Annotated in this window: 13 protein-coding genes; 9 read left to right on the top strand and 4 right to left on the bottom strand. The window is 67.2% G+C overall.

The features are described 5' to 3' along the window. The first annotated feature begins 76 nt into the window (after positions 1–76). Genes EGT29_RS02820 through EGT29_RS02845 form a run of 6 tightly spaced genes read left to right on the top strand, consistent with a single transcriptional unit; the run spans position 77 to position 5,983 of the window. A complete protein-coding gene (locus EGT29_RS02820) occupies positions 77–1,264 on the top strand; it encodes an ABC transporter substrate-binding protein (RefSeq protein WP_124687604.1) in 1,188 nt (395 codons plus the stop codon). A 10-nt stretch (positions 1,265–1,274) separates the two neighbouring features. Next, entirely contained in the window at positions 1,275–2,195 is a 921-nt protein-coding gene (locus tag EGT29_RS02825; protein ID WP_124687605.1) for a branched-chain amino acid ABC transporter permease, read from the top strand. Continuing rightward, entirely contained in the window at positions 2,192–3,232 is a 1,041-nt protein-coding gene (locus tag EGT29_RS02830; protein WP_238160272.1) for a branched-chain amino acid ABC transporter permease, read from the top strand. The genes EGT29_RS02825 and EGT29_RS02830 overlap by 4 nt, the downstream gene beginning before the upstream one ends. Then, a complete protein-coding gene (locus EGT29_RS02835; RefSeq protein ID WP_124687606.1) occupies positions 3,225–3,974 on the top strand; it encodes an ABC transporter ATP-binding protein in 750 nt (249 codons plus the stop codon). Before EGT29_RS02830 ends, EGT29_RS02835 begins: the two co-directional genes overlap by 8 nt. Next, the gene (locus tag EGT29_RS02840; RefSeq protein WP_124687607.1) at positions 3,967–4,710 is read left to right on the top strand and encodes an ABC transporter ATP-binding protein; all 744 of its coding nucleotides are present in this window, start codon (positions 3,967–3,969) and stop codon (positions 4,708–4,710) included. Before EGT29_RS02835 ends, EGT29_RS02840 begins: the two co-directional genes overlap by 8 nt. A gap of 40 nt (positions 4,711–4,750) precedes the next feature. Continuing rightward, a complete protein-coding gene (locus EGT29_RS02845; RefSeq protein WP_124687608.1) occupies positions 4,751–5,983 on the top strand; it encodes an NAD(P)/FAD-dependent oxidoreductase in 1,233 nt (410 codons plus the stop codon). Between the two features lie 16 nt (positions 5,984–5,999). On the opposite strand, the gene EGT29_RS02850 is transcribed toward EGT29_RS02845, so the two are convergent. The 4 genes from EGT29_RS02850 to EGT29_RS02865 form a co-directional block, all read right to left on the bottom strand. Beyond that, on the bottom strand, positions 6,000–6,815 hold the full coding sequence (locus EGT29_RS02850) for a TauD/TfdA family dioxygenase (RefSeq protein WP_124687609.1): 816 nt from the start codon (positions 6,813–6,815) through the stop codon (positions 6,000–6,002). A 22-nt stretch (positions 6,816–6,837) separates the two neighbouring features. After that, positions 6,838–7,845, bottom strand: coding sequence for an ABC transporter substrate-binding protein (locus EGT29_RS02855; protein WP_124687610.1), 1,008 nt, complete (start codon positions 7,843–7,845; stop codon positions 6,838–6,840). A gap of 43 nt (positions 7,846–7,888) precedes the next feature. Further along, the gene (locus EGT29_RS02860) at positions 7,889–8,938 is read right to left on the bottom strand and encodes an aromatic ring-hydroxylating dioxygenase subunit alpha (RefSeq protein ID WP_124687611.1); all 1,050 of its coding nucleotides are present in this window, start codon (positions 8,936–8,938) and stop codon (positions 7,889–7,891) included. A 101-nt stretch (positions 8,939–9,039) separates the two neighbouring features. After that, positions 9,040–9,729, bottom strand: coding sequence for a TetR/AcrR family transcriptional regulator (locus EGT29_RS02865; RefSeq protein ID WP_124687612.1), 690 nt, complete (start codon positions 9,727–9,729; stop codon positions 9,040–9,042). Positions 9,730–10,163: 434 nt separating this feature from the next. Here EGT29_RS02865 and rpsL point away from each other — a divergent pair, with 434 nt between their 5' ends. The 3 genes from rpsL (at position 10,164) to fusA (ending at position 13,345) form a co-directional block, all read left to right on the top strand. Then, positions 10,164–10,541, top strand: a complete 378-nt coding sequence (gene rpsL / locus EGT29_RS02870) for a 30S ribosomal protein S12 (protein ID WP_124687613.1) — start codon at positions 10,164–10,166, stop codon at positions 10,539–10,541. A 152-nt stretch (positions 10,542–10,693) separates the two neighbouring features. Continuing rightward, positions 10,694–11,164 carry a 30S ribosomal protein S7 gene (rpsG, locus tag EGT29_RS02875; protein WP_087838326.1) on the top strand — a complete coding sequence of 157 codons (471 nt, stop codon included), beginning with the start codon at positions 10,694–10,696 and terminating at the stop codon, positions 11,162–11,164. A gap of 78 nt (positions 11,165–11,242) precedes the next feature. Beyond that, positions 11,243–13,345 carry an elongation factor G gene (gene fusA / locus EGT29_RS02880; RefSeq protein ID WP_124687614.1) on the top strand — a complete coding sequence of 701 codons (2,103 nt, stop codon included), beginning with the start codon at positions 11,243–11,245 and terminating at the stop codon, positions 13,343–13,345. The last annotated feature ends 18 nt before the right edge of the window (positions 13,346–13,363 follow it).

Genomic DNA, 13,363 nt, shown 5'->3' on the forward strand with positions numbered 1-13,363 from the left:
CAGATTATGGCCGGGAACGACGAGATGCGGACCGGTAACGACAACGTTCGCGACAAGGCGGGCGGAAGGAGACGACATGAAAAAGCACCATCGCCTGATGGGCGTCTGCATCGGGGCCTGCATGGCCCTGGCGACCCTGGCCGCCGCGCACGCGGCCGGGCAGGAGAAACTGAAGATCGGTTTCATGGCCGAACTGTCGGGGCCGCAGGCCGCGCTGGGCCAGGACATGTACGACGGCTTCATGCTTTATCTGGACCGCAACGGCGGCAAGCTGGGCGGCCGGGAGATCAGCGTGGTCAAGGCGGACAGCCAGCTCAAGCCGGAGGTGGGCGTGCAACTGGTCGAGAGCCTGACGGGCCGCGACGACGTGCCCATCATCGTCGGAGTGACGTTCTCGAACGTCATGCTGGCCGTGCATCCGCGCGTCACGCAGAAGAAGGTCTTCCTGATCGGCACCAACGCCGGGCCCAGCCAGCTGGCCGGCAAGGCCTGCTCGCCCTATTTCTTCAGCACCTCGTGGCAGAACGACCAGCAGGCCGAGGTTGTGGGCCACTACGCCGCGTCCAAGGGCTACAAGCGGGTCATCGCCATGGTGCCCAACTATCAGTCGGGCTTCGATTTCGTGACCGGGTTCAAGCGCTACTACAAGGCGCCGCTGCTGGATGAAATCTATACCCCGCTCAGCCAGCAGGACTTTTCCGCCGAGCTGACGCGGATCGCGGCCAGCAAGCCCGATGCCGTGTTCGTCTTCTATCCCGGCGGGCTGGGCGTGAACTTCCTGCGCCAGTACCAGCAGGCGGGACTGCTGGGCCGGATACCGGTGCTGTCCGCGTCCACGACCGACGCCATCAACCTTCCCGCCCAGCGTGAAAGCGCCCTGGGGGTGATCACCGGCACCGCCTGGGGGCCGGACCTGGACAACGAGGCCAACCGCGCCTTCGTGGCCGGGTTCGAGAAGAAGTACGGACGCATTCCTTCCCACTACGCGGCGCAGAGCTATGACGGCGCGCAGCTGCTGGATTCGGCGCTGAAGAAGGTGGGCGGCCGCGTCGAGGACAAGAGCGTGTTCATGGCGGCGCTCAGGCAGGCGGACTTTCCGTCGGTGCGCGGCGCGTTCAGGTTCGGCAACAACAACTTCCCCGTCCAGGACATGCACGTGTTCGAAGTGATGAAGGATGCGCGCGGCCGCGTGACGCTCAAGACCATCGCAACTCCGCTGAAGGACCACCGCGATGCCTATCACGCCGAATGCCCGATGGAATGACGCCCGCGCCATGAACGCTCAACTCATCGCCACCCAGGTGCTGAACGGCCTGCAGCTCGGCATCCTGTTGTTCCTGATGTCGGCCGGCCTCACGCTGGTGTTCGGGATCATGAACTTCGTCAATCTCGCGCACGGATCGCTCTACATGATGGGCGCCTATCTGGCGGCGGCCATGCTGGGGGCCTTCGACTCCTTCCTGCTGGCGCTGCTGCTGGCCGTGCCCGCCACCATACTGATTGGCCTGGCGGTCGATCGCCTGGTGCTGGCCGGCCTGTACTCGCGCGACCATCTGGACCAGGTGCTGGCCACGTTCGGCCTGATCCTGGTCTTCAACGAGATCGTGCGCTTCGCCTGGGGGCCGGCGCCGGTCTACATCAATGTGCCGCAGGTGCTGTCCGGAACGGTGGACCTGTTCGGCTTCCCGTATCCCGCGTACCGGTTCGCCATCATCGCGGTCGGGCTGGCGGCGGGCCTCGCGCTCTATGCCCTGATCAACCGGACGCGCGTGGGCATGCTGATACGCGCCGGCGCGGCCGATGCGGAAATGGTGGGCGCGATGGGCGTCAACATCCGCCTGCTCAATGCCCTGATCTTCGGGCTGGGAGCCGGCCTTGCCGGGTTGGCGGGCGTGATGGCCGGTCCCATCCTGTCGGTGCAGCCCGGCATGGGCGAGCCCGTGCTGGTGCTGACCCTGGTCGTCATCGTGACCGGCGGCATCGGCTCCATACGGGGGGCTTTCTACGGCGCGCTGCTGGTCGGCCTGATCGATACGCTGGGGCGTGCCTTCCTGCCGGCGGTGTTCGATGCGCTGGCAAGCAAGGCCTTTGCCCAGGCCGCGGGTCCGGCGGTCGCGTCCATGCTCATCTACCTGCTGATGGCCCTGGTGCTGGCCATGCGCCCGCACGGACTCTTTCCGGTGAGGCACGCATGAGCTCGACCCCGTATGCCAAGGAGGCACTGCCGCGCGGCACGGGCGCGGCGGCCGTCGCAATGGCCGTTCGCCGCGCCGCTCCCGCCGCCGCGGTCTTCCTGGCGCTGTGCCTGGTGCCGGTGGCCGCCCATCTGCTGGGCCAGCCGTTCTGGCTCGGCCTGGTCGCGCGCATCATGATCCTCGGGCTGGCGGCCGTGGGCCTGAACCTGGTGCTGGGATACGGCGGCATGGTCAGCCTGGGCCATGCGATGTACCTGGGCGTGGGCGCCTATTCGGTGGGAATCCTGTCGGCCCACGGCGTGGATTCGGGGCTGGTCCACATGTCGGTGGCGCTGGCCGTCGGCGCGGCCGTGGCGCTGGTCGTGGGGCTCATCTGCCTGAAGACCAGCGGCATGGCGTTCATCATGATCACGCTGGCCTTCGCGCAGATGTTCTATTTCCTGGCGATCAGCCTGAAGCAGTACGGCGGCGACGACGGGCTGACCATCGCGCAGCACAGCCGCGTGCCGGGCCTGTCGCTGGGCGACCCCTACCAGTTCTACCTGCTGGTGCTGGCCTTGCTGGCTGCGGTCTGTTTCCTGTGCCACCGGCTGGTCGGCTCGCGTTTCGGCATGGCGCTGCGCGGCAGCCGCCAGAATCCGCGCCGCATGCAGGCCCTGGGCTTTCCCATCCTGCGCTACCGCCTGGCCGCCTACGTGCTGTCGGCGATGATCGTGGTGGTGGCGGGGGTGCTGCTGGCCAACCTGGCTCGTTTCGCATCGCCTTCGTACATGAGCTGGACCCTGTCGGGGGATCTGGTGCTGATGTGCGTGCTGGGCGGCATGGCGACGTTGCTGGGGCCGATCGTGGGGGCGGCGGCCTTCGTGCTGCTGGAGGAGTTCCTGTCCAGCATGCCGCTCGAACTGCCTCCCGTGCTGGCGGACCTGGTGCGTACCCATTGGCTGGGTTTCTTCGGCGTTTTCGTCGTGGGGGTCGTCCTGTTCGCGAGGCGCGGGCTTTATGGCGCCGTGGCGACGGGTGGAGACGCCGATGACTGACATCCTGTGCGCGAGCGGGCTGGCCAAGCGCTACGGCGCCCTGAAGGTGACCGACGACCTGAGCCTCGAGCTGAAGAAGGGCGAGCTTCATGCCGTCATCGGCCCCAACGGCGCGGGCAAGACCACGCTCATCCATCAACTGGCCGGAGAGATCGCCCCCGACAGCGGCCGCATCACGCTCCGGGGGCGGGACATCACGCGCATGCCGGTCTACCGGCGCGCCCTGTCGGGCCTGGGGCGCTCCTATCAGATCACGTCGGTGTTCCGGGAGTTCACCGTGCTCGAGAACGTGATGCTGGCGGTGCAGGCGGGGCAGGGGCACAGTTTCCGTTTCTGGCGACGGGCCCGTGGCGACGAGAGCCTGGCACGCCCGGCGCGCGACGCGCTCGAGCGGGTCAGGCTGGCGTCGGCCGCCCGGCGGCGTACGGGAACGCTGGCCCACGGCGAGATGCGGCAACTGGAGATCGCCATGGCGCTGGCCATGCGGCCCGAAGTGCTGTTGCTGGACGAGCCCATGGCGGGCATGAGCCGGCAGGAAACCGCCGGCCTGGTGGACTTGCTGCGCGAGCTCAAGCGTGCCTACAGCATCGTGCTGGTCGAGCACGACATGGACGCGGTCTTTGCCCTGGCCGACCGTATCAGCGTGTTGTCCTACGGCCGCGTCATCGCTTGCGGCACGCCGGAAGAGATCCGCGGCAACGACGAGGTGCGCACCGCCTACCTGGGAGATGGAAATGATTGAACGGGTCCGGTCGAACGAGAGGACGCCGGCGCCGCTGCTCAGCCTGAGCGGCGTCGAGGCGGCGTATGGAACCAGCCAGGCGCTGTTCGGCGTCGACCTGGAGATCCACGCCGGCGAATGTGTCGCCTTGCTGGGCCGCAACGGCATGGGCAAGTCCACCACCGTCAAGTCCATCATGGGGCTGTTGCGGCTGCGGGGAGGCGACGTCGAATGGCGGGGCCGCAGCCTGCGGCCACTGGGCGCGCACCAGATCGCGCGGGCCGGCCTGGGGCTGGTGCCCGAGGGCCGGCGGGTCTTTCCGAACCTGACGGTACGCGAGAACCTGATCGCCACGGCGCGCGTGTCGCCAAGCCGGACGGCCGGCTGGTCCCTGGACGACATCTACGGCATGTTTCCGCGGCTGCGCGAGCGCGAGCGGAACCTGGGGTGCCATCTGTCCGGCGGCGAACAGCAGATGCTCGCCATCGGCCGCGCGTTGATGACGGCGCCGGAGCTGCTGATCCTGGACGAGGCCACCGAAGGGCTGGCACCGCTGGTCCGGGGCGACATCTGGCGCTGCATCGAACTGCTCAAGCGGCGCGGACTCGCGCTGCTGGTGATCGACAAGAACCTGGGACCGCTGATGCGGGTGGCCGATCGCCACTACATCCTCGAGAAGGGCGCCGTCGTGTGGCGGGGCTCCTCGCAAGCGCTGCGGGACCGACCCGAGCTGGTGCGCGACTACATCGGCATGTAGCGTGCCGGCCTGTTATGTTTGAAGCAAAGGAGCTGTCTAGATGAAACGCATCGTGGTATTGGGCGGCGGCTTCGCCGGATTGTGGAGCGCGGTAGGCGCCGCCAGGAAGCTGGAGGAACACGGCATCGGGCCGGATGCCGTGCGCGTGACCCTGGTCGACCAGAACGATTTCCACAGCATCCGCGTCCGCAATTACGAAGAGGACCTCGACGCGACCATCGTACCGTTTTCGCAGGTGCTGGATCCGATAGGCGTGGAGCGGCTCCGGGGCGTGGTCACCGGCGTCGATGCCGAGCGCCGCGTGGTCGAGGTGCGCACGGACGCGGGCGTGGTGCCCGTCCGCTATGACCGCCTCGTCTACGCGCTGGGCAGCCGGGTGCAGCGGCCATCCATTCCCGGCCTGGCCGAGCATTCCTTCGACATCGATACCTATCACGGCGCCAAGCGGCTCGATGCGCACCTGCACGCGCTGGCGCGTGGCGGCCGGGACCCGGGCCGGCTGCGCGTGCTGGTCGTAGGGGCGGGCCTGACCGGGATCGAGCTGGCGTGCGAACTGCCAGCCAGGCTTGCGAAGCTGTCGGCCCAGGCGCACGACCGGCCGGCACCCCGGGTCGTCCTGGCCGATGCCAGCCCCTTCATCGGTCCGGACATGGGCGACGAGGCGCGGCCCGTCATCGTCGAGGCGCTGGCTGCCCAGGGCGTGGAAATGCGCCCGGGCGTGTCCATCGCTGCGCTGGACGCACGCGGCGCGACGCTGGCCGGCGGGGAGCGGATCGAGGCGGCGACCGTCGTCTGGTGCGCCGGCATGCGGGCCAACGGCCTGGGCGATGCCTTCCCCGCGGCAAGGGACGGGCTCGGCCGCCTGGAAGTGGACGAGTTCATGCGCGTGCGGGGAATGCCCCACGTGTTCGCCGCCGGGGACGCCGCCCGCGCGGTACTCGATGGCGAACATGCCTCGGTCATGTCCTGCCAGCATGGCCGGCCCATGGGCCGCTACGCCGGCTACAACGTCGCGGCGGACCTGATCGGCGAACCCATGCTGCCCCTGTACATCGACTGGTACGTGACCGTGCTGGACCTGGGCGAGTGGGGCGCCGTCTATACCGGCGGCTGGGACCGCCGGATCATCTCGACGCGCGAAGCGGCCAAGGCGACCAAGCGGACCATCAACCGCGAGCGCATCTATCCGCCACGCAGTGGGAACCGGTCGGAGATCCTGGCGGCGGCCACGCCCCAGGTGCAGGAGCCGCCGGAAGTACGCGGCCGGAGCTGACCCGCGCGTGCCGGCCCTAGCGGATCGACACGCGGTGCATGGTCCGCGGCGAGGGGTAGTAGTCGTTGACCGCATAGTGCTGGGTGGCCAGGTTGTCCCAGACGGCCACCGAGCCCTTGCGCCAGTTGAACCGCACCTGCCATTCCGGCACGCGCGCAAGGCCCGCCAGGAAGGACAGCATGTGGGCGCCGTCGTCGTGCCCCATCTGGTTGATGCGCGTGGTGTACAGGCTGTTGACGAAGACCACGCGCCTGCCGGTGGCGGGATGGGCCAGGAAGACCGGCTGGTCCACCGGAGGATAGCGGCGGCGCATGGCGTGGTACTGCTCGTCGCCGTCGGGTTTGCCCTTGAGGTTGTTCACGAGCGCGGGGGCTTCCCAATGGTGAACGGCGGTCATGCCCGCCAGGTAGCGGCGCAGTCCTTCGTCCAGCGAGTCGTGCGCCGCCGTCATGCTTGCCCACATGGTGTCCCCGCCTACCTCGGGCACCTCGACCGCGTACAGGCAGGCGGCCACCGGCGGGCGGGGCTGCCAGGTCAGGTCGGCGTGCCAGATGTCGGTGCCGGTCTCCTTGCCGCGGGTCACGAGCATTTCCACGTAGGGGTTGGCCGGGTGCGACGGGAAGGTCGAGGACACCGGTTCGACGTTGCCGAACACTTGCGAGAAGAACACCTGGGCATCGGGCGAGAGCCGCTGCTCGCGGAAGAAGATGACCTGGCGCTCGGCCAGGAGGGCGCGCAGCCGGTCGGCGTGGCGGGTGACCTCGGCCGCGTCGGCAAGGTCGATGTCCAGCACTTCCGAACCTATGGCCGGCGTAAGGGGGCGGATCAGCATGATGTCTCCGGACGATGGGGCGCTACGGCGCCTTGCCGACGAAGCGGTCGGTATAGAAGTCTTCCAGCGGCGCGCGCCTGGCCAGCAAGCCTTCCTTGACATAGAAGTCCTGCAGCCGTCCCAGCAGGGCCGGGTCCATCTTGCCGGGCACGGCCTGCCCGGGATAGATGTCGCGGGCGTACGCGCCGATGATCTGCGCGACGTAGTCGCGCTTGTCCTGGTAGGCGGGAGCGGCGGCGATGAAGTCGTCGACGGCGGCGTCCGGGTCCTGCATGATCTCGCGCATGGCCCGCAGGGTGGCGCCGACCACTTTCTGGACCAGCTCGGGCCGGGTGCGTATCGTTTCGTCCGAGGCCACGATGGCCTGGGGCAGGCCGGGAAATACCTGGTCGCCATGGAACACGCGTACCTTGGCGCCCGCGTTGATCGCCGCCAGGGCCCAGTCGGGCGTGGCGACCATGGCGTCGGCTTCGCGGGTGGCGAACAGTTTCCAGACGCCGGTCGGGCCGGCGGCCTGGACGTTCACGGCCTTCTTGTCCACGCCGTAGTGCTTGAGCATCCCCAGGAAGCTGTAATAGATCGAATCGGTGTACGAGCCGACCGTGACCGTCTTGCCGCGCAGGTCCGCCGGTGTCTTGATGCGGGTGTCGTCCTCGTGGACCACGACGCGCATCAGGGAGTGGCCGCCCAGCACGGCGACGACCTTGATGGGGATGCCGTTGGGCCGCAGGAACAGCGGGGCGTCGCCCACCGAGCTGCCCGCCAGGGCGGTGCCGGCGCCCACCTGCTTGGCCACCTGGACCCCGCCGCCATTGGCCGCCATCAGGTTCACCTTCAGGCCCTGGGCCTGGTAGTAGCCGCGGGCCTGCGCCAGTATCCACGGCGCGAACCCGGGCAGCGTGGGCGGGGCGGGGGTCAGGACCGTGATCTCTTCCGGCGCGGCCGCAGCCTGGACGCCGGTCCCGGCCAGCGCCCAGCAACAGGCCAGCGACCCGACGGCGCGCAGTATCGATGAGCGGGGAGGCAGCATGGCGGATACTCCTTCACGTGTATGGCGGGGGCAGGGCGGGGGGCTAGCGGGTGCCGGGGGATTGGGCGTTGCGTTCGGCTTCGATCAGGCGGGCGAGCATCCGGCGCGCCTTGACCGGCGCCAGGTCGGGAGCGAGGTAGACCGGATGCAGCGACGCCATGTCGGCGCCCGGTCCGAGGTTGTCCTGCTGCGCTTCGATCATCGGTTCGTCTTCCAGCATGAAGGCGCGTTCGGTGGTCGCTTGTATCCAGTCGGTCAGTTCGTCGTCGGCCGGGGACTGGCTGCGCGTTGCCGCCCAGAAGTAATGCGTACGGGTGCCGCTTTCCGGCGTCGGCAGGTGCAGGAACGACAGGGTGACCCCGTCGCGGGGGTCGGCGCCGGCCTCGGTGGCGCCGACGTCCAGGAACAGGGTACTGGGGGGATGCCAGCGGATGCATGACCGCGCGTCGCCGGTGGCGCCGGGCCTGCCCCAGCACCGGCCCAGCAGCGGGCTGACGGTACAGCCCGGCTTCCAGCGGTTCGCATGGACCACGCCATCCGCCTCGAGGACTTCATGGCGGGTATTGCCGATGGCGCCGCCGGTGGCAAAGGCGGGATGCAGGTATTCGACGTGGCTGAGGTCGAGCAGGTTGTCGATGACGAGCTGGTAGTGCGCCTCGATGCGCAGGTAGCCCCATTGCGTCCGGTATCCCGGCCGTGCGTCGAACGGAGACAGGTCGGGCAGCAGCGCGGCGTCGGCGCGCGCCGGATCGCCCGCCCACAGCCAGATGAAGCCGTAGCGCGCCACCAGCGGATAGGCGCGGATGCCGGCGTGGGCGGGGATCTGCGGGCCGTGCGGGTTGTGCACGCACCGGCCGGTGCGGTCGTAGCGCAGCCCATGGTAGCCGCACTGGATTTCGTCGCCATGCACGGTGCCCCGGGACAGCGGCGCGAAGCGGTGCGCGCAGCGATCCTGCAGGGCGACGGGGCCGCCGTCCAGGCCGCGGAACAATACCACCGGCGTATCCAGGAGCACCCGGCGCAGGGGGGTGCGCGTGACCTCGGCTTCCGCCGCGGCTGCATACCAGGCATTGCGCAGATATTCCAAGGCCATCCCCCGAACCCGCCCGCATCCGGCCGGTCAATAATTACCATAAGTGGTAATTAAAATCAGGATAAGGCGGCTGGAACCGGGCGTCAACGCCGGGGGAATCCCTAGGTGCCGGGCGAGGGGGGCTGCTTGCCGCCTTCCGGCCGGATCTGGTCTTCCAGCATGCGCGCGACGAAGTCGACGTAGGCATCCATCATCGTCTCGGCCCGGGGGCCGGTTCCGAACAGGGTCTCGATGAGCGGCTGGGCCGTCGAGACGAAGGCGGGCACGCCTATCAATATCAGGTGCACGAAACGCGGATCGACGGCCGGGGGCGCGCCCTCGGGAAAAAGCATGGCGGTGATCTCCAACCCGCGCGCGGTGACGCGCTGGATGGGCGTCGGCGCGTCCGCGTCGTCCTCGCTCCTGGGGGCATGGTAGATCTCGGCCAGCGCCAGCCGCTCGAAATGGGGATGCTGCCGCATGAACTCGAGGCGCAGCGCCAGGCGTGCCTTGAGCTGCTCGCGCAGGGGCCCCGGCTGCCGCAGCGCCTGTTCCATGCGGTCCTGCAGCTGGCGCATGAGGAATTCGGTCACCTCGTGCAGCAAACCCCGCAGATCGCCGAAGTAATAGCGCACCAGCGACCGGTTCACCCCCGCTTCGGCGGCGATCTCGAGGATGGTGAGTTCTTCCGGGGTGCGGCGCTTGAGCAGGCCCACGGTGCAGTCGATGATACGATCCCGGCCTACCGACTGGCTGTCGATGGGCCGGCCGGCGCCGCGCGGAGCCGGGGCGTCTTTTTTCGTTCTGGGCATGGATCGGGCCGGCGGCGAGTGTGGCGACGCGCCATTCTAGTTAGTCCGGGCCCCTTGTGCCCGCCGCGGTACGCCCGAGCAGATCTTTCGTTGACAGTCTCGCGCGGGGCACGCTATTATGGCAAGCTCTCTGGAGTCGGCTCGCCCGGGCCGCGCGTTCTTTGATGTGCAGAATTGCAATATCCGGCAGGCACAATCGCTCGGATGTCCCGCAAACACTGCCTTTCTCAAGAGCCGCGTCGCGGCGTTCCTCCCCCAGCAGGTTTTCATGCCGCACGATCGTGCGGCCCGTGCATGTTCCTCTTCCGGTTCGCCCCGGTTGCGGCTTCCTGCTCGGGGCCGCGCTGCCGGATGGCTTGTTGTAGACGTCTGGGCCTTGTGACGTAGGCCGCAGACCTAACCAAAAGACCCCAAAAGGTTACGGAAGAGGGCTTATGCCAACTATCAGCCAACTCGTGCGCAAGCCGCGCGAATCCAGCCACGCCAAGAGCAAGTCGCCCGCTCTTGAAAGCAGCCCGCAGCGTCGCGGCGTCTGCACCCGTGTCTACACCACGACCCCCAAGAAGCCGAACTCGGCTCTGCGTAAGGTTGCCAAGGTGCGCCTGACCAACGGTTACGAAGTCATTTCGTACATCGGCGGCGAAGGCCACAACCTGCAGGAGCACTCGGTGGTGCTGGTGCGCGGCGGCCGGGTGAAGGATCTCCCGGGTGTGCGCTACCACATCGTCCGCGGTTCGCTGGACCTGCAAGGCGTGAAGGATCGCAAGCAGTCCCGCTCGAAGTACGGCGCCAAGCGCCCCAAGAAGGCCTGATCTCCGGGTCTTGCCGCTTTACCCGTTGCGTTGCCGCGTCCTGATTCGCAGGGGCGGCGCGAGTAAGGGGCCCGTCGGGGCGCAAGCCCAACATGACAGGCCACGGCCGTAGGCGAAAGCCCGCGGTTCAACTGAAGACATAGGAAGTAGAAATGCCTCGTCGTCGCGAAGTACCCAAGCGTGAAATCCTGCCCGATCCCAAGTTCGGCAGCGTTGAACTCGCCAAATTCATGAACGTCGTCATGCTCTCCGGCAAGAAGGCCGTTGCAGAGCGGATCGTTTACGGCGCCCTCGAACAAATCCAGACCAAGACCGGCAAGGACCCCATCGAGGTGTTCGGTCAGGCGATCGGCAACGTCAAGCCCATCGTCGAGGTCAAGAGCCGCCGGGTCGGCGGCGCCAACTACCAAGTGCCGGTTGAAGTGCGCCCCGTGCGCCGCCTGGCCTTGGCTATGCGTTGGGTTCGCGAGGCCGCCAAGAAGCGTGGCGAGAAGTCCATGGACCTGCGCCTGGCCGGCGAGCTGATGGACGCATCCGAAGGCCGCGGCGGCGCGGTCAAGAAGCGCGACGACACGCACAAGATGGCCGAGGCCAACAAGGCATTCAGCCACTTCCGCTGGTAAGCAGCACTCTTTGTTTCTCAAATGGCCCGCGGCCGATCGCCGTGGGCCAACCAGTCCAGTCACCAAGGAAATCCGATCATGGCCCGCAAGACCCCGATCGAGCGCTACCGCAACATCGGCATCTCTGCGCACATCGACGCAGGGAAGACCACTACCACCGAACGTATCCTGTTCTATACGGGCGTCAACCACAAGCTTGGCGAAGTGCACGACGGCGCCGCCACGATGGACTGGATGGAGCAGGAGCAGGAACGCGGCATCACGATCACCTCGGCTGCCACCACCTGCTTCTGGAAGGGCATGGCGGGCAATTATCCCGAGCATCGCTTCAACATCATCGACACCCCGGGGCACGTGGACTTCACGATTGAAGTCGAGCGCTCCATGCGCGTGCTCGACGGCGCCTGCATGGTGTATTGCGCCGTGGGCGGCGTGCAGCCCCAGTCGGAAACCGTCTGGCGCCAGGCCAACAAGTACGGCGTGCCCCGTCTCGCGTTCGTCAACAAGATGGACCGTACCGGCGCGAACTTCTTCAAGGTCTACGAGCAGATGCGTCTGCGCCTGAAGGCCAACCCGATCCCGCTGCAAGTGCCGATCGGCGCCGAAGACTCGTTCAAGGGCGTGGTCGACCTGGTCAAGATGAAGGCCATCCTGTGGGATGACGCCAGCCAGGGCACCAAGTTCGAATACGGCGACATCCCCGCCGAGCTGGCCGATACCTGCAGCGAATGGCACGAGAAGCTGGTCGAGGCGGCTGCCGAGTCGTCCGAAGAGCTGATGAACAAGTACCTGGAATCCGGTGAACTGTCGGAAGCCGAGATCAAGTCCGCCATCCGCCAGCGCACCATCGCCGGCGAGATCCAGCCCATGCTGTGCGGCACCGCCTTCAAGAACAAGGGCGTGCAGGCCATGCTGGACGCGGTCATCGACTACCTGCCCTCGCCGGTCGACATCCCCCCGGTCGACGGTACCGACGAGAACGACCAGCCGGTGGTCCGCAAGGCCGACGACAAGGAAAAGTTTTCGGCGCTGGCGTTCAAGCTGATGACGGATCCGTTCGTCGGCCAGTTGACCTTCATCCGCGTGTACTCGGGCGTGCTGAACTCCGGCGACACCGTCTACAACGCGATCAAGGGCAAGAAAGAGCGCGTCGGCCGTATTCTGCAGATGCACGCCAACCAGCGTGAAGAAATCAAGGAAGTGCTGGCGGGCGACATCGCCGCGGCCGTGGGCCTGAAGGACGTCACGACCGGCGAAACGCTGTGCGATCCGGAATCGATCGTCACGCTGGAAAAGATGGAGTTCCCCGAGCCCGTGATCGCGCAGGCCGTCGAACCCAAGACCAAGGCCGACCAGGAAAAGATGGGCATCGCCCTGAACCGCCTGGCCGCCGAGGATCCGTCGTTCCGCGTGCGTACCGATGAAGAATCGGGCCAGACCATCATTGCCGGCATGGGCGAGCTCCACCTGGAAATCCTGGTCGACCGCATGAAGCGCGAATTCGGCGTGGACGCCAACGTCGGCAAGCCCCAGGTGGCCTACCGCGAAACCATACGCAAGGTCTGCGAAGAATCCGAAGGCAAGTTCGTCAAGCAGTCGGGCGGTCGCGGCCAGTACGGCCACGTGGTGCTGAAGGTCGAGCCGCAGGAAGCCGGCAAGGGCTTCGAGTTCGTCGACGCGATCAAGGGCGGCGTGGTGCCCCGTGAATTCATCCCGGCCGTGGAAAAGGGTTGTATCGACACCCTGCAGGCGGGCGTGATGGCCGGTTATCCGGTGGTGGACGTCAAGGTCACGCTGTTCTTCGGTTCGTACCACGACGTGGACTCGAACGAAAACGCGTTCAAGATGGCCGCCTCGATGGCCTTCAAGGACGGCATGCGCAAGGCCAACCCCGTGCTGCTCGAGCCCATGATGGCCGTGGAAGTCGAGACGCCGGAAGACTACGCCGGTACCGTGATGGGCGATCTGTCCTCGCGGCGCGGCATGGTCCAGGGCATGGACGACATGGTCGGCGGCGGCAAGGTCATCAAGGCCGAGGTTCCCCTGGCCGAGATGTTCGGTTATTCCACCGCGCTGCGTTCCGCGACCCAGGGTCGTGCGACGTACACGATGGAATTCAAGCACTACGCGGAAGCGCCGAAGAACGTCGCCGACGCAATCATCAGCGCCCGCGCCAAGTAATTGGCGACAGGCAAGTAA

Origin of the sequence: Pigmentiphaga sp. H8 (assembly GCF_003854895.1) — a bacterium.
Classification (GTDB): Bacteria; Pseudomonadota; Gammaproteobacteria; order Burkholderiales; family Burkholderiaceae_B; genus Pigmentiphaga.